The organism is Caballeronia sp. PC1, assembly GCF_021353155.1.
Classification (GTDB): domain Bacteria; phylum Pseudomonadota; class Gammaproteobacteria; order Burkholderiales; family Burkholderiaceae; genus Caballeronia; species Caballeronia cordobensis.
Map to the genome: position 1 here is coordinate 1,309,259 of NZ_JAJUBH010000003.1, position 16,150 is coordinate 1,325,408.

At 63.1% G+C, this 16,150-nt stretch carries 10 protein-coding genes and 1 pseudogene; 7 read left to right on the top strand and 4 right to left on the bottom strand.

Features of this window, described 5'->3' with window-relative positions; all coding sequences use genetic code 11:
• Positions 1-16: 16 nt before the first annotated feature.
• Together mnmD and LY284_RS30525 are read right to left on the bottom strand one after the other, a co-directional pair.
• Positions 17-727 (bottom strand): annotated as a pseudogene (mnmD, locus tag LY284_RS30520) (tRNA (5-methylaminomethyl-2-thiouridine)(34)-methyltransferase MnmD); the annotation flags it as partial.
• Positions 728-730: 3 nt separating this feature from the next.
• The gene (locus LY284_RS30525; RefSeq protein WP_233389900.1) at positions 731-1,438 is read right to left on the bottom strand and encodes a YceH family protein; all 708 of its coding nucleotides are present in this window, start codon (positions 1,436-1,438) and stop codon (positions 731-733) included.
• Positions 1,439-1,737: 299 nt separating this feature from the next.
• Here LY284_RS30525 and LY284_RS30530 point away from each other — a divergent pair, with 299 nt between their 5' ends.
• Together LY284_RS30530 and LY284_RS30535 are read left to right on the top strand one after the other, a co-directional pair.
• The gene (locus tag LY284_RS30530) at positions 1,738-3,210 is read left to right on the top strand and encodes a circularly permuted type 2 ATP-grasp protein (protein WP_014252570.1); all 1,473 of its coding nucleotides are present in this window, start codon (positions 1,738-1,740) and stop codon (positions 3,208-3,210) included.
• Positions 3,211-3,261: 51 nt separating this feature from the next.
• Positions 3,262-4,284, top strand: a complete 1,023-nt coding sequence (locus LY284_RS30535) for an alpha-E domain-containing protein (RefSeq protein ID WP_233389902.1) — start codon at positions 3,262-3,264, stop codon at positions 4,282-4,284.
• A 10-nt stretch (positions 4,285-4,294) separates the two neighbouring features.
• Here the strand turns inward: LY284_RS30535 and LY284_RS30540 are convergent, their stop codons facing one another.
• On the bottom strand, positions 4,295-5,365 hold the full coding sequence (locus LY284_RS30540; RefSeq protein ID WP_156903263.1) for a putative zinc-binding metallopeptidase: 1,071 nt from the start codon (positions 5,363-5,365) through the stop codon (positions 4,295-4,297).
• Positions 5,366-5,472: 107 nt separating this feature from the next.
• Here LY284_RS30540 and LY284_RS30545 point away from each other — a divergent pair, with 107 nt between their 5' ends.
• The 5 genes from LY284_RS30545 (at position 5,473) to LY284_RS30565 (ending at position 14,546) form a co-directional block, all read left to right on the top strand.
• Positions 5,473-8,883, top strand: coding sequence for a DUF2126 domain-containing protein (locus tag LY284_RS30545; RefSeq protein ID WP_233389904.1), 3,411 nt, complete (start codon positions 5,473-5,475; stop codon positions 8,881-8,883).
• A gap of 37 nt (positions 8,884-8,920) precedes the next feature.
• Entirely contained in the window at positions 8,921-11,545 is a 2,625-nt protein-coding gene (locus tag LY284_RS30550; protein WP_233389906.1) for a circularly permuted type 2 ATP-grasp protein, read from the top strand.
• A gap of 10 nt (positions 11,546-11,555) precedes the next feature.
• Entirely contained in the window at positions 11,556-12,452 is an 897-nt protein-coding gene (locus tag LY284_RS30555; RefSeq protein WP_014252565.1) for a transglutaminase family protein, read from the top strand.
• Between the two features lie 93 nt (positions 12,453-12,545).
• Positions 12,546-13,454 (top strand): hypothetical protein, encoded by a 909-nt coding sequence (locus LY284_RS30560; protein ID WP_077161043.1) that lies wholly within the window; start codon positions 12,546-12,548, stop codon positions 13,452-13,454.
• 114 nt (positions 13,455-13,568) lie between these two features.
• The gene (locus tag LY284_RS30565; RefSeq protein WP_014252563.1) at positions 13,569-14,546 is read left to right on the top strand and encodes an aldo/keto reductase; all 978 of its coding nucleotides are present in this window, start codon (positions 13,569-13,571) and stop codon (positions 14,544-14,546) included.
• A gap of 30 nt (positions 14,547-14,576) precedes the next feature.
• Here the strand turns inward: LY284_RS30565 and LY284_RS30570 are convergent, their stop codons facing one another.
• Positions 14,577-16,130 carry a phospholipase D family protein gene (locus tag LY284_RS30570; protein WP_233389909.1) on the bottom strand — a complete coding sequence of 518 codons (1,554 nt, stop codon included), beginning with the start codon at positions 16,128-16,130 and terminating at the stop codon, positions 14,577-14,579.
• Between the last annotated feature and the right edge of the window lie 20 nt (positions 16,131-16,150).

The window sequence follows — 16,150 nt, forward strand, 5'->3', positions numbered from 1 at the left end:
CACCGTGAAAAGAGCGCTTGCCGACGAGCATCGCACGCTTGCCGCCAAAGCCCGCGACTTTGCGATAGGCGAATCCGTTTTGCATGAGCGCGCGTTTGACCGCACCCGCGCTGGTATAGGTGGCGAACGTCGTATCGTGTCTCGCGATGCGCGCGAGCGACGCGAAAATCGCGGGCGTCCACATATCCGGGTTCTTCGCCGGCGCAAAACCGTCGAGATAGATGGCGTCTGCCGCAACGCCATGATCGGCCAGCCGCGGCAGGAGTTGGGCGGCGTCGCCTAAAGCGAGCGTCAAGGTGACCGCGCCCGCGTCGAATGCAAGCCGATGCAGACCGGGTTCGAGCGGCGGCCATGCCGCGGCCAGTGAGTCAGCGAGCGGCGCAACCGCGCGGTCGTCGATGATCGCCGCATGCGCCGCGCGCAAATCGTTTGCGCTGAACGGATGCTTTTCTATCGAAACGAAGTCGAGCGTCGCCGTGCGATAAGCGTCGTTACGCCAGGCCGCCCACGTCGCAAGGAAATTGATGCCCATGCCGAAGCCGGTCTCGATCACGCTGAAGCATGACTTGCCGCGCCAGCGTTCAGGCAAGCCGTTGCCTTCGATAAAGACATGGCGCGCCTGGGCCAGCGCGCCCGCCGCACTGTGATAGATATCGTCGTGACGCGGCGAGTACGGCGTGCCATCGCCGCGAAAGACGAGCGATGCCGAAATCAGCGGCTCGTCCATGATTCAGGCATCGGGCGAAGGCTGATCGAGTTCGAGGCCGAGTTCGCCAGCCATGCGCTGAACCATCGCGCGCAACTGGGCGACTTCGTGAGCGAGGCGCTTTTGCTCCGACTTCAACGATTCGAATTCGGATAGCGAATACGACTCGCCGCCTTGCGCTTCACGCACAGGCATGTCGGCGATGTTCACTTCGCCGCACAGCAGATGCATCCATCGGCTTTCGCGCTCGCCGGGCGTGCGCGGCAGCTTCACGACGCGCGGCGGCTCATTCGAGGCGAGTTCGTCGAGAAAGCTTTCGACCGATGATATGTCCGCAAACGAATGCAGTCTCGCGCTGTTCGCGCGCAATTCAGCGGCGGTTTGCGGACCGCGCAGAAAGAGCGTCGCGAGCAGCGCAACCGACTGGCTCGGCACGCCGAGCACACGGTTCACGTTATGCTCGAAGCGCGGCACCCGGCTGCTGCTGCCTTCGAAGACGAGGCTCAGACGCTTGAGGCCGTCGATGGTCGTCAGCACTTCGTCTTCGCTGACGTTCATCACGGGCGCGCGCGCGGTCTTCTGATTGCAGCCCGAAGTTAGGGAATTCAACGAAAGAGGATACGTGTCCGGCACGGTATGCTGTTTTTCGACGAGCACGCCGAGCACGCGAGTTTCGAGGGGCGTGAGTTCGCGCAGGGCAGGACGGGGTGCGGCTTCGGCAGGCGTGTTCATGGATGTCGGTAACGTGCGATGAGACGCCTATGATACCGGCGTGGCGGCGCGGTTCTGAAACTCGCGCACCGTCATGCGGCATCTCAACGCTGCTTCGGTCTTGAGGATGATCGTTTTTGGTGCAAATACCGTGCGCCCCACGGCGCAAACGTCTTCGTATTATTGGCATTGAAGTTGCTTTTTGATTTTCGGCAATGGGCTGCCATGCAGTCGATACTTCAAAGCGTCTTGCGAGTGCAACCAGCACGACGAGCGAAATGGAATTCGCCACCTCATGCACTTCATATGGAAGACCGGCTATGACGCAAGCATTCTTCAACGAGATGTTCGAGCGCAGTGATTTTGAAGCGCGTGGCGTGCCGGCGGCGGCTTTTCGTGACGTGGCCAATCCGCGCACGCATTACCGCGACTTCATGATCTGGCTCGCCACGCAGAACGATCAACAGATCGATATCAAGCGCGCCGAGGCGGATCTCAACTTCCGGCGCGTCGGCATTACTTTCGCGGTGTATGGCACGAGCGATCTGCCCGGCATCATTCCCGAGCGCACGATTCCCTTCGACGTCATTCCGCGCATCTTTCCCGCCGACGAATGGCGCGCGCTGGAACGCGGTCTGCGGCAACGCGTGAATGCGCTCAATCGCTTCATTCACGACATCTATCACGAGCAGAGCATCATCCGGGCGGGCATCATTCCGGAAGCGCAGATCCTCGGCAACGCGCAGTATCGTCCGGAGATGCGCGGCGTCGATGTCGCGCGGGATATCTATGCGCATATCGCGGGCATCGATATCGTGCGGGCGGGGCAAGGCGAGTTCTATGTGCTCGAAGATAACCTGCGCGTGCCGTCTGGCGTGTCGTACATGCTGGAAAACCGCAAGATGATGATGCGGCTTTTTCCCGATCTCTTCGCGCGCAATCGCGTTGCACCGGTCGCGCATTATCCGGACTTGCTGCTCGATACCTTGCGCGCGGCCGCGCCCGCCGCCGCCGAGAATCCGGCCATCGTCGTGATGACGCCCGGCATGTATAACTCGGCGTATTTCGAGCATGCGTTCCTTGCGCAGCAGATGGGCGTCGAACTCGTGGAAGGGCAGGATCTCTTCGTCGAGAACGACTATGTGTATATGCGCACGACGCAAGGCCCGCAGCGCGTCGATGTGATCTATCGCCGCATCGACGACGACTTTCTCGATCCGCTCGTGTTCCGCCCGGATTCGGCGCTCGGCGTGCCCGGATTGATCGGCGCGTACCGGGCGGGCAATGTCGCGTTGTGCAATGCGGTGGGCACGGGTATCGCCGACGATAAATCCATTTATCCCTACGTGCCCGACATGGTGCGTTTCTATCTCGGCGAAGAGCCGATTCTCAACAACGTGCCGACTTGGATGTGCCGTAAGCCCGACGACCTCGCGTATGTGCTCGATCATCTGCCCGAGCTCGTCGTGAAGGAAACGCATGGCGCGGGCGGTTACGGCATGCTCGTCGGCCCCGCGTCGACGGCGGCGCAGATCGCCGAATTCCGCGCGGTGCTCGAAGCGCATCCCGAGAAATACATCGCGCAGCCGACGCTTGCGCTTTCGACCTGCCCGACCTATGTGGAGGCGGGCATTGCGCCGCGTCATATCGATCTGCGTCCGTTCGTGCTGTCCGGGACCGAAGTGCGGATGGTGCCGGGCGGCCTGACGCGCGTCGCGTTGCGGGAAGGATCGCTCGTCGTGAATTCATCGCAAGGCGGCGGCACGAAGGATACTTGGGTACTGGAGCGCTAGACGACATTCATTGCCGCTCTGACGACAACGACAAACAAATCGGGAATACCCATGCTGAGCCGTACCGCGGATCATCTCTTCTGGATGGCGCGCTATACCGAACGCGCTGAAAACACCGCACGGATGCTCGATGCGAACCATCAGCTTTCGCTCTTGCCGCAGTCCGACGAATACGCCGAGCTGGGCTGGCGCGCCATGCTGTCGATATCGGAGTTGAGCGGCATCTATTCGGCTGCGCATCACGGCATGAAAAGCCGCGAAGTGATCGACTTCATGGCGCGCGATCTGTCGAACCCGTCGTCGATCGTCAGTTGTCTGCGCGCCGCCCGCGAGAACGCGCGAGCCGTGCGCAGTTCCACCAATAGCGAGCTATGGGAGTCGCTCAACACGACGTGGCTCGATTGTCAGCGCATGCTCGCCGACGGCATTCTTGAACGCGAGCCTTATGCCTTTTTCGAATGGGTCAAGTTCCGCTCGCATCTGTCGCGGGGCGTGCAGCTCGGCACGCTCGTGAAAGACGATGCGTTCTATTTCATGCGCCTCGGGACGTTCATCGAGCGCGCGGACAACACCGCGCGCATTCTCGACGTGAAGTTCGAAATGATGGAGCAACGCGCCGATACCTCCGCACAACCGTTCGATTACCACCATTGGGTCGCGGTGCTTGGTTCCGTATCGGGCTTCGAGGTGTATCGGCGCGTGTATCGCGATGTCGTCACGCCGGAGCGAGTCGCGGGCTTGCTGATTCTCCACGGCGACTGGCCGCGTTCGCTTGCGGCCAGCATTGCCGAAGCGGAACAGTTGATCGGTCATGTGACGAAGGGGCGCGATACGGAGGCGGCGCGGCTGGCGGCGCAATTGAGCGCGGAACTGAGGAACGGACGCATCGCCGACATTCTGAAAGGCGGATTGCACGCGTATCTCGTGAATTTTCTCGCGCGCGTGAACGATCTCGCCAGCCTGGTGAGCCGCGAGTTTCTTTTGCCGATTGCACCGGAAGCGCCTGCCGCGCCGGAACAAACGCAGACGCAAACGCAGACTCAGTCGCAAAGTCAGACGCAAAGCAAAAGTTGAAGGCGTGCGCTTACCGCCGGGCAGCCGCCGCGACGACGCGATGAACGAAGCGCAGCTTGTCGATGACGGCGGGCGCGAGCGTGAACGGATAACCGTCCGGCATGCCGAGGCTGCGGTTCAGGCTGTTGAGCACATAAGTGAGCGGAAACCAGCGGTTCATCAGGTTATCGAAGGTGGTTTCCTCGATGGGCGTCTGGTCCGTGAGCGTGGGCTCGTGCGGGCTGTCGGGCACGAGCACGAGGCCGCACGAAACCGCGGTGTCGAGCGTATCGACGATATGCAGGTAATGCGCCCAGGTTTCCGCCCAGTCTTCCCACGGATGCATCGTGGCATAGGCGCTGATGAAATTGTCTTCCCATTGAGCGGGCGGGCCTTCCTTGTAATGACGATCGAGCGCGGCGGCATAGTCGGCCTGTTCGTCGCCGAATGCGGTGCGAAACGGCGCAATGCGCGCGGTATCGCCGATCAGGCGGTCGAAGAAATAGTGCCCGGATTCATGACGGAAATGGCCGAGCAGCGTGCGATACGGCTCGTGCAGCGCGGAACGGGTGTGCTCGCGATGCGCATCGTCGGCTTCGGCGATGTTCAGCGTGATGATGCCGTTGTTATGACCGGTCATCACACCGTGGCCTTGCGCATCGCCTTCGAGAAACTGGAATTCGAGGCCGCGCTCGGGATCTTCCTGACGCGACGCCACAGGCAGGCCGAGTTCGGCGAAGGTGTAGAGAAGGCGGCGCTTGGCGGATTCGATGCGATACCAGTAGACGCGGTTATCGGGATTCGAGAGGTTCGGAATGGTGCTCGTCAACTGGCAGGAACGGCACAGCGCGTCGGGCGCATCGCTCTCGTCGGCGGGCACGACCCAGTTGCATACGTTTTCGACCGCGTAGTTGTGGCACGGACGATGAAGCGAATCTTTCGCGAGCGGATGAAGGCTGCGCCAGCGGCCGTCCTCCGTTTCCTCGAACGCGCTTATCTGATTGATTTCGGGCAGATAGCCCAGCCGCGCGCCGCATTTTTCGCAATGCGTGTTTTCGAAGAACACCAGCTGATTGCAGCGGTTGCAGTGAAAGGTCTTCATCGTGTGGCCGGTAGAGGTGAGAAACGCGGAATGTTCCATGCACGCGCTGTCGTGCTTCGCAAACATCATGCCGCAGGCACGGCGTCATTCGAACAAAGGAGTCCGGTGTGTCCATTCGTGTTGCATTGAACCATGTCACGCATTATCGATACGACCGGCTCGTCGGCCTGTCGCCGCAAGTCGTGCGTCTGCGGCCCGCGCCGCATTGCCGTACGCCTGTCGTGTCGTATTCGATGCGCGTCGAGCCCGGCGATCATTTCATCAACTGGCAGCAGGACGCGTTCGCTAACTATCAGGCGCGGCTGGTTTTCCCCGAGAAAACCCGCGAATTCAAGGTGACGATCGATCTCGTCGCCGAAATGGCCGTCTATAACCCGTTCGACTTCTTTCTCGAACCCACGGCCCAGAAGTTTCCCTTCACGTACGCGCCGGACTTGCTACACGATCTCGCGCCGTACAGGGTCAAGCGCGAGCCGACGCCGCGTTTTGCCGCATTCGTCGAAAGTATCGACCTGACGCCGCGCACGACCATCGATTTTCTCGTCGAGCTCAATCAGCGGCTGGCCAGCGAGATTCGCTATCTGATCCGCATGGAGCCGGGCGTGCAGACGCCGGAGGAAACGCTCGAAAGCGCGGCGGGATCGTGCCGCGATTCGGGCTGGCTGCTCGTCGAAACGCTGCGTCATCTCGGTCTGGCCGCGCGCTTCGTGTCGGGCTATCTCCTGCAACTCGCGCCGGATACCAAATCGCTCGATGGCCCGAGCGGCACGGAAGTGGACTTCACCGATCTGCATGCGTGGTGCGAAGTGTATCTGCCGGGCGCGGGCTGGATTGGTTTCGATCCGACATCGGGTTTGCTCGCGGGCGAGGGACATATTCCCGTCGCGTGCACGCCGGAGCCGGACAGCGCCGCGCCTGTTTCCGGCGCGGTCGAGAAGTGCGAAGTCGAATTCGTCCACACGATGTCGATCACGCGCGTGCTCGAAACGCCACGCGTGACGAAACCCTACACCGAGGACGACTGGAACGCGGTGCTGCGCATGGGCGAGCAAGTCGACGCGCGGCTGAGCGCATCGGACGTGCGGCTGACGATGGGCGGCGAGCCGACCTACGTATCGGTTCGCGACCGCGACGCGCCCGAATGGAACACCGATGCGCTCGGCCCGTCCAAGCGCGCCTACGCCGTGTCGCTGATGGACAAATTGCGCTCACAATACGGCGCGAACGGCTTTCTGCACATCGGACAGGGCAAGTGGTATCCGGGCGAGCAGTTGCCGCGCTGGGCGCTGTCTCTGTACTGGCGCGCGGACGGCGAGCCGTGCTGGCACGATCCGTCGCTCTTCGCGGATGAACGGCAGCCCGCCTCGTACACGTCGGACGACGCCGCGCGCTTCATTCGCCATCTCGCCGGCAAGCTGTCCTTGAATGCAAAATTCATAGAACCGGCCTACGAAGATACGTGGTACTACCTCTGGCGCGAGCGCCGCCTTCCGGTGAACGTCGATCCGTTCGATTCGCGTCTCGACGACGAACTCGAACGGGCGCGCCTGCACCGCGTGTTCGATGCAGGCCTGCCGTCCGTCACGGGTTACGCGCTGCCGGTCGCGCGCGAGGATGATGACGCGACGCAGCCGGGCCGCTGGGTGAGCGGGCCGTGGTTCTTCCGCGACGAGCGCATGTATCTGATTCCGGGCGATTCGCCGATGGGTTATCGCCTGCCGCTCGACTCGCTGCCGTGGGTCTCGGAGGCCGATTATCCGTGGCAGTACGCCCACGATCCATTCGGGCCGCCGGCGCCATTGCGCACCGCGACTGAATTACGCATGCAATATGCGGATCTGGATATCGAATCACGCATGCAAAATGCCGACGCGTCCGGCGAATCGCGCAAGCGCAGGCCGCGACGGGGCGAATCGGCTGCCGAAACCCTGCGCACGGCGGTGTGCGTGGAAGCGCGCGACCCGGCGCGCGCGGCCGGCCCGAAAGCGGAAGCCGACGCACTGGAGCGGCTCGGCAACGGCAACAAGCTCATGCACGTATTCATGCCGCCGCTCGCCGCGCTCGACGACTATCTCGATCTGCTGGCCGCCGTGGAAGCGACCGCGGCCGATCTCGGCATTCCCGTGATCGTCGAAGGGTATCCGCCGCCTCGCGATGCGCGCTTGAAGATGCTGCAGGTCACGCCCGACCCCGGCGTGATCGAGGTGAACATTCATCCGGCGGCGAACTGGAACGAACTCGTCGACCATACCGAGTTTCTCTACGGCGCGGCGCACGAGACGTATCTGAGCCCGGAGAAGTTCATGCTCGACGGCCGCCATACCGGCACGGGCGGCGGCAATCACTTCGTGCTCGGCGGCGCGACGCCCGCCGACAGCCCGTTCCTGCGCCGGCCCGATCTGCTCGCGAGCCTGATCGCGTACTGGCATAACCATCCGTCGTTGTCGATGCTGTTTTCGGGGCTTTTCATCGGCCCGACGAGTCAGGCGCCGCGCGTCGACGAAGCGCGCAACGACCAGGTCTACGAACTCGAGATCGCCTTCGCCGAATTGCAGCACCAGCTGGACCGGCTCGGCGGACGCGACAGTGCGAGCGTGCCGCCGTGGCTCATCGACCGCATTCTGCGCAACATCCTGATCGATGTGACGGGCAACACGCATCGCGCGGAATTCTGCATCGACAAGCTGTATTCGCCCGATGGCCCGACAGGCCGCCTCGGCCTGCTCGAACTGCGCGGCTTCGAGATGCCGCCGCACGCGCGCATGAGTCTCGCGCAACAACTGCTGTTGCGCGCACTCGTTGCGCGTTTCTGGGAGACGCCCTACACCGCGCGTCTCACGCGCTGGGGCACGGAACTGCACGACCGCTTCATGCTCGGCACCTTCGTGCAGATGGACTTCGACGACGTGCTCGCCGAGTTGAGCGACGCGGGCTTCGCGTTCGAGCGAAGCTGGTTCGCGCCGCATTTCCAGTTCCGCTTTCCGCTCGTCGGCGCATACGACACGAACGGTATCGCGCTCACGATCCGCAATGCGCTGGAGCCGTGGCATGTGATGGGCGAAGAGGGCTCGACCGGCGGCACTGTGCGTTATGTCGATTCGTCGGTCGAACGTCTGGAAGTGCGCGTGCTCGGCCTGAACGGCAATCGCCATGTCGTGACCGTGAACGGCGAGGCGCTGCCGTTGCAGCCGACGGGACGCGCGAGCGAATACGTCGCGGGCGTGCGCTTTCGCGCGTGGTCGCAGGCGGCATCGCTGCATCCGACCATCGACGTGCATGCGCCGCTCACATTCGATATCGTCGATACCTGGACGGGCCGCGCGATCGGCGGATGCCAGTATCACGTCGCGCATCCGGGCGGCCGCAACTATCAGACGTTCCCGGTCAACGCCTATGAAGCCGAAAGCCGCAGACGCGCGCGTTTCTTCGCCACGGGTCATACGCCCGGCACGATGCACGCGGCCACGCGCGAACGCAGCCTCGAATTTCCGTTCACGCTCGACCTGCGCTATCGTTGACGTGCAATCATCATTCGAATAAAGAACCGGGACGACTTTGGCTTATCAATCGAGCTTGCCCTTCGACATCGCCGCGGCGCGCATCGATGCGCTCGCGTTGCTGCGCACGCTGCCGGCGCGCGAAGGGCACTGGGACGAACTGCGCGATCCATCGGGCCAGTTGCGCGAGCCCTGGCGGCACTTCTTCGAGCTGCTCGGCGAGCAGGGCATTGCGCGCCTCGGCGATGGCGTGGCCGCCGTCGCGCAGCAGATTCGCGACAACGACATCACGTATAACGTCTATGCCGATAACGGCAAGCCGCGCGCGTGGTCGCTCGATCTGCTGCCGCTCATCATCGACGAGCACGAGTGGGCGGCGATCGAGCGCGGCGTCGCGCAGCGCGCGCGGCTGATGGAAGCCATCGTCGCCGACGTCTACGGTCCGCAGACCCTGTTGCATCGCGGTCTCCTGCCGAGCGCACTCGTGTTCGGGCATCCCGGCTATCTGCGCGCGATGAAGGGCTTCATGCCTTCCACGGGCAGCTTCCTGCAGATCGTCGCGGTGGATCTCGCGCGTTCGCCATCGGGTGAGTGGACGGTCATCGCGCATCGCACGGAAGTGCCTTCCGGCCTTGGCTATGTGCTCGAAAACCGGCTGATCGTCGCGAGCCTCTTCGCCGATCCGTTTCGCGCGATGCGCGTGAGCCGTCTCGCGCCGATCTATTCGCAACTCATCGCCACCATCGCGCAAGGCGCGCGCGCGACGATGCGCGAAGACGAAGGCGGCCGGGACGATGCATCGAACGACGCGCCGCATATCGCGTTGCTGAGTCCCGGGCCGTTCAGCGAAACGTGGTTCGAGCATGTGTTTCTCGCGCGCTATCTCGGCGTGACGCTCGTCGAAGGCAAGGATCTCACGGTGCGTCACGACAAGCTGTATCTGAAGACGCTGGCGGGTCTGTCGCGCGTGCATGCGGTTTTGCGGCGTCTCGACGACGCCTTTTGCGATCCCGTCGAATTGCGCGCGGATTCGACCATCGGCGTGCCGGGTCTTTTGCAGGTGATGCGGGCGGGCAACGTGATGGTCTCGAACGTGCCGGGCGCGGGCTTCACCGAATCGCCGGCGCTCAATGCGTTCTTGCCGGGCATCGCGAAAGCATTGCTCGATGAAACGCTCGAATTGCCGACCGTGCCGACATGGTGGTGCGGCGAGGAAGCCGCGCGCAGCGAAGCATTCGAGCGTCTCGACAGCGCGCTCCTTGCGCCGACATGGCCGGGCGCGCAAGCCGATCAGGCGCCGGGCATCGATGCGGGCGTGCAGCGGCTCGCGGCATGGAAAGCGCGCATCGAACGCGCGCCGGACGTGTTCACGGTGCAAGAGAATCTGCCGTTCTCCACGACGCCGCGCTTTCATGACGACGCGCTCGGCGCGCGGCCCTGCGTGCTGCGCGCGTATGCGATCGCCAATATCGATGGAAGCTGGAGCGTGATGCCCGGCGGCTTCACTCGCCTCGCCGCCGACAAGCGCGCGACGGTGTCGATGCAGTTCGGCGGCAGCAGCGTCGATACATGGGTCATGTCGAGCCAGCCCGGCGGCAGCGTATCGCTGCGGCCCGCGCCGATGAAGCCTGGCGATTTGCGCAAGCATCGGACCGTATCGAGCCGCGCCGCGGAAAATCTCTTCTGGGCAGGACGTTATAGCGAACGCGCGGAAAACAACGTGCGCTTGTGCCGTCTGTTGCTCGGCATGCTCGACGGCAGCGACGCCGAAGCGCTCTTTCCCACGCTCACCGAACTCGCGTCGCAATGCGGACTGATCGTCCCGGACGACAAGCTCGCCCACGCCACGCCGCAAGCGTTCGAGCGCGCGCTCGTCGCGGGGCTGCCGGAAACGAGCCGGGCGACGAGCATCGGCAGCAATCTCGCGGATCAGGCGCGTGCCAGCGGCGAGATACGCGACAGGCTCTCGACCGATCACTGGCGCACGATCCTCGCGTCGCGCAACGACTTCCGCGATGCGCTCGCGCGCGTCGCATTCGCCGATGCCGAAGCGGAAGGCGTGGTCCGAATCGGCCGCGATTACGATCGCCTGATGCTTGCAAGCGCGCTCGAACATCTCGCGACGCAACTGTGTGCGATCAGCGGCGCGCAGGGCGATCGCATGACGCGCGACGAAGCATGGCGGCTGATTTTCATCGGGCGGCATATCGAACGCGTCTCGACGATGGCCACGTTCCTGCGCGTCGTCGCCGAGCGCGGCACGCTCGCTTCGCCCGCTGCGTTCGATCTGCTGTTGCAGCTCTTCGACAGCACGCTCACGTATCGATCGCTTTATCCCGGCCGGCTCGAAGTGCCGGCGCTCATCGATCTGATCGTCGTCGACGAAACCAACCCGCGCGGGCTGTATGGCGTGTACGCGCGCCTGCGCACGAAACTCGACGAGATCGCGGCGGCGGCGGGGGGCGCGCGCCGCGCACAGGCGATGCGTTTCGCGGACCTGCTCGTTCAAGCCGATGCATTGCCGGACCTCGCCGCCCTTTGCGACGTGCGCGAAGACGGCCGCCACGACGCGTTGGTCGCGCTATGCGACAGACTGGTTGCATCGGCGAGCGCGGCATCGAACGAAGTCAGCGCGCGCTATTTCAGCCATGCGAATACACTGGCCGCACAGGTGACGCCATGAGGACGAGGTCATGAATCCTGGCGCGAACGCCACCGTGCTCGCGGTCACGCATCGCACGACCTATCGCTATTCGACGCCGGTCGAGATCGCGCAGCATCTCGCGACCATTCGCCCGCTGCACTGCCCGTGGCAGCAGGTCATCTCGCACACGGAACGCATCGAGCCGGTGCCGTCGTACGTGCATAGCCGTGTCGATGCATTCGGCAACGACGTGCTGTACTTTTCGCTCGATGCACCGCACGAACGCCTTTCGATGACGAGCGAAACCACGGTGCGTCTGACGCCGCGCTGGCATTCGCTCGACGCCGATGCCACGCCGCCGTGGGAAGACGTCGCGCAACGGTTGCGCTATTGCGCGGGCGGATCGTTCCATCCGGAAAGCGAGTTTTGTTATGCCTCGCCCAATGTGTCGCTCGATCATGAACTGCGCGATTACGCGCTGCCGAGCTTCGACGCGGGCACGCCGCTCGTTGCGGGCGCGATCGATCTGATGCATCGCATTCACGCGGATTTTGAATACCGGCCATCGGCCACCGCGTTCGATACGCCCGCATCGCGCGCGTTCGATCTGCGTCATGGCGTGTGCCAGGATTTCTCGCAGGTGATGATCGGTTGCCTGCGCGCGCTCGGATTGCCGGCACGCTATGTGAGCGGCTATTTGCGCAACGATCCGCCGCCGGGCCATGCGCGTCTGATCGGCGCGGATGCCTCGCATGCGTGGGTGTCGGTGCATTGCCCGCAAAGCGGATGGATCGATCTCGATCCGACCAACGACGTGCTCGCGGACCTCGATCATGTCACGCTCGCGACGGGGCGCGATTACAGCGATGTGTCATTGCTGCGCGGGATGATTCTCGGCGGCGGCGCGCATCATGTCGATGTGGCGGTGAATGTGCTGACGCTCTGAGCGCAGGCTATGACACAAAGCAAAAGATCGGCATGACCGCACGAATAGAATGAGCCGCAGGCACCGTGGCCCATTCTATTCGAGGTTTCTCCAATGCCGGTAAGCAGTAAAACGCTGGGCGTGATGATCTATGTCGATAATCATCCGAACATGCTGCAAGAGTTCGAGTGGATCTACAAGAGCTGGATTCACAGCGGGAACTGGACCACGTCGGACCTGATCGTTGTGCACCATCCCGCCATCGCGCATGCGCTTCCATTGCATGAAGAGGGCATCGTCGGCGTGCCGTGCCTTCCGTTCGCGACGCCTGGAAGCGCGTTCGAAGGCTATCACTTCATGAACTCCATCGGCTGCCTCTCGGGGCCGCATATCGATGAGATCGCGTTGCGCTATCCCTATCTTTTGCGCACCGACGCGGATGTTTTTCTCACGAAGCATCTCGTGGATTTTCGCCCGAGCTATCCCGTGCACGGGCGCGGGCACTATCACCATAGCGCGGATTTCCGCGAGACGATGGTGGATTTCTGCCGGCGGCATGGCGTGCCGCATCACAATCATTTCGGATGCGGGCATTCGCTGCTTGCGCGAGCGCATCTGGTCGTGCACTTGCTGCGCCGGCAGATCCACTGGTGCGAGGTGCTGCTGCGCGAATTCGGCCATGACCCGGCGAACTGGGGAACGTGGCCGGGCTGGTTTCGCGGCGTGTCGAGCATGTATGCAGCGGAAATCGCCGCACAGGAGGCGGGTAACGACTTCATCTGGTTAGGCCGCGAGCGCATTCTCGATGTCGAGAGCTTTTGCCAGGAGAAAATCGATAACCTGGTGTTCCATATCCATGCCGTGCACACGGACGACTTCTTCTCCAAGAGCGAGTATCGAAAAGGCGCGTATGACAGCGCCGACGTCGATGCGCTCGATCCGAGCTTCATCAATCAATACTGCCATTGGCTCGCCGCCGTGTCCGTTGACGAAGTGAAGCGCCGCGCCGGTTATCCGCACTGACGCCCGGTTGCACGCATGAGCGTCATGCACGCCGCGGGAACCTGCGGTAATGTTCAGGGTTTCGTCGCTCATGCGCGAGCGCATGCCCTTTCATTCTGCAAGGAGATTCGCACGATGGAATACGTGAAACTCGGTTCGACCGGTCTCGATGTATCGCGTTTGTGTCTTGGCTGCATGACCTTTGGCGCGCCGGATCGCGGCACGCATCCGTGGACGCTCGACGAAGAAAAGAGCCGCCCGCTCATCCGGCAGGCACTCGAAGCGGGCATCAATTTCTTCGACACCGCCAATACCTATTCCGATGGCACCTCGGAGGAGATCGTCGGACGCGCGTTGCGCGAGCTCACGAAGCGCGACGATATCGTGATCGCGACCAAGGTATTCAATCGCATGCGTCCCGGCCCGAACGGCGCGGGACTATCGCGCAAGGCGATCTTCAATGAAATCGATAACAGCCTGAAGCGCCTCGGGACCGATTACGTCGATCTTTACCAGATTCACCGGTGGGACTACACGACGCCGATCGAGGAAACGCTCGAAGCGCTGCACGATGTCGTGAAGGCGGGCAAGGCGCGGTATATCGGCGCATCGTCGATGTATGCGTGGCAATTCAGCAAGGCGCTGTACACATCGCGCGCGCATGGCTGGACCGAGTTCAAGACCATGCAGAACCACTTGAATCTGCTGTATCGCGAGGAAGAGCGCGAGATGGCGCCGCTGTGCAAGGATCAGGGCATCGGCATGCTGCCGTGGAGTCCGCTCGCGCGAGGCCGTCTTACGCGTGACTGGGACGCGACGAGCGCACGGCAGGAGTCCGACGCCTTCGGCAGCACGCTGTATCGCACCGACGACGCGGATCGCGCCGTGGTCGAAGCCGTGGCCGCAGTCGCGCAAGCGCGCGGCGTGCCGCGTGCGCAGGTCGCGCTCGCGTGGGTCGCGCAGAAGACGCCTGTCACCGCGCCGATCATTGGCGCATCGAAGCCGAATCATCTGAGCGATGCGGTCGCGGCGCTTTCGCTGAATCTCACGGCGGAGGAGATCGCGCAGCTCGAAGCGCCGTACGTGCCGCACGCGGTCGCGGGATTCAAGTGATACGTCGATAGCGGTACTCAAGCGCGCGGGTCATAACTGCGACTCGATCGGCAATAGCCCGAGCATCCAGATTCCCGCGCGCTTCAACCCGGACACGTCCGGCTCTTTATCGAGCACGGTCGTGTCGCCTTGCGCATTGGTGTCGATCCACACCATGCGCGTGCCGCCATTGCCGTCGTCGCGCAATTCGACACGCCACGCGATGCGATCGATATTGCTTCCGATAGCGTCCGCCACCTGGCTCGCGGCGGCCTCGCTCTCACAATACACGCCGATCTCCGTATTCAATTCCACCGAGCGCGGATCGAGATTCATCGAGCCGATGAAAATGCGCTTGCGATCGAAGACATACGTCTTCGCATGCAGCGACGCCTTCGACGATCCGAACGTGGACTTCTTCGCGGCTTTATCGTCTTTCGCGGATGCGGCGGGTTTCAGCTCATACAGTGTGACGCCCGCTTCGAGCATCGCCTTGCGATAGCGCTGATAGCCCGCATGCACGGCGGCGACATCGGTGGCGGCAAGCGAATTCGTGAGCACCGTCACGCGCACGCCGCGCGATGTCATCGAGCGCAGCCATCGCACGCCTTCCTTGCGCGGCACGAAGTAAGGCGACACGATCAGCAGTTCCGTATCGGGTTCGAGATTGAGGGCCTTGAATTGCGACATCAGATGCCCTTCCGTGTCGCCGGGCGCGCGCGTGATCTTCGCGGGATCGTCGTAGAGCAGTGTTGCCTTGCCCCACGAGAAGGCGGTGTCGTGCGCCTGAATCACCGTGGCGAGACGCTCGCGCACTTGCGCGACATAAGGCGAATGCTGCTCCGACAGCAGATACGCATCGAGCTTCTCGCGATAACCCGCGAGGGCATCGGGATCGGCCTCGCGTCCCATCAGATTCTCGATGGGATAGGCCGCGTCCGAGTTCCAGTACAGGTCGAAGGCGCTCGATACCTCGCGCACCACAGGCCCGTGCACGAGCACATCGAGATCGCCGAACGAGACGGTGCTCGACGCGCCGAAGTATTCGTCGCCGATATTGCGTCCGCCGAGAATCGCCGCCTGGTTATCCGCGATGAGCGCCTTGTTGTGCATGCGCCGGTTCACGCGAAAGAACTCGACCGCGGAGCCGAGCCGCTTGAAGGTGCGGTTCGCGACCGGATTGAACAGGCGCACCTGCACGTTCGGATGCGAGGCGAGGGCGAGCAGGAACTGATCGTCGGCATTGGTGCCGAGATCGTCGAGCAGAAGGCGCACGCGCACGCCGCGATCCGCTGCGCGCATGATGGATGCGGCCATCTCGCGGCCCGTCAGATCGTCATGCCAGATGTAGTACTGGAGATCGAGCGTGCGCTCCGCGCGCTCGCTCAGGATCACGCGCGCGATGAGCGCATCCATGCCGTCGATGAGCAAGTGGAACGCGTTGTCGCCGGGATGCGCGGCTTCGCTCGATGCGAACGCGGCGCCGAGGCGCGTGTTCGCCGTGTCGGTTAATGCGTGAGTCTGCACGCGCGCGGTTTGCGGCGGAAGGCTCGCGCAGGCCGTCATCAGCAGCGTCAACGCAATGAGCCAGCTACGAAGTTTCATCGTGGGTCTCCGCGCGGCGG

What these genes read in the sequence shown, in the direction of transcription:
- LY284_RS30525 (WP_233389900.1), bottom strand. Translation starts at nt 1,438, where the DNA reads ATGAACACGCCTGCCGAAGCCGCACCCCGTCCTGCCCTGCGCGAACTC.
- LY284_RS30530 (WP_014252570.1), top strand. Translation starts at nt 1,738, where the DNA reads ATGACGCAAGCATTCTTCAACGAGATGTTCGAGCGCAGTGATTTTGAA.
- LY284_RS30535 (WP_233389902.1), top strand. Translation starts at nt 3,262, where the DNA reads ATGCTGAGCCGTACCGCGGATCATCTCTTCTGGATGGCGCGCTATACC.
- LY284_RS30540 (WP_156903263.1), bottom strand. Translation starts at nt 5,365, where the DNA reads ATGAAGACCTTTCACTGCAACCGCTGCAATCAGCTGGTGTTCTTCGAA.
- LY284_RS30555 (WP_014252565.1), top strand. Translation starts at nt 11,556, where the DNA reads ATGAATCCTGGCGCGAACGCCACCGTGCTCGCGGTCACGCATCGCACG.
- LY284_RS30560 (WP_077161043.1), top strand. Translation starts at nt 12,546, where the DNA reads ATGCCGGTAAGCAGTAAAACGCTGGGCGTGATGATCTATGTCGATAAT.
- LY284_RS30565 (WP_014252563.1), top strand. Translation starts at nt 13,569, where the DNA reads ATGGAATACGTGAAACTCGGTTCGACCGGTCTCGATGTATCGCGTTTG.
- LY284_RS30570 (WP_233389909.1), bottom strand. Translation starts at nt 16,130, where the DNA reads ATGAAACTTCGTAGCTGGCTCATTGCGTTGACGCTGCTGATGACGGCC.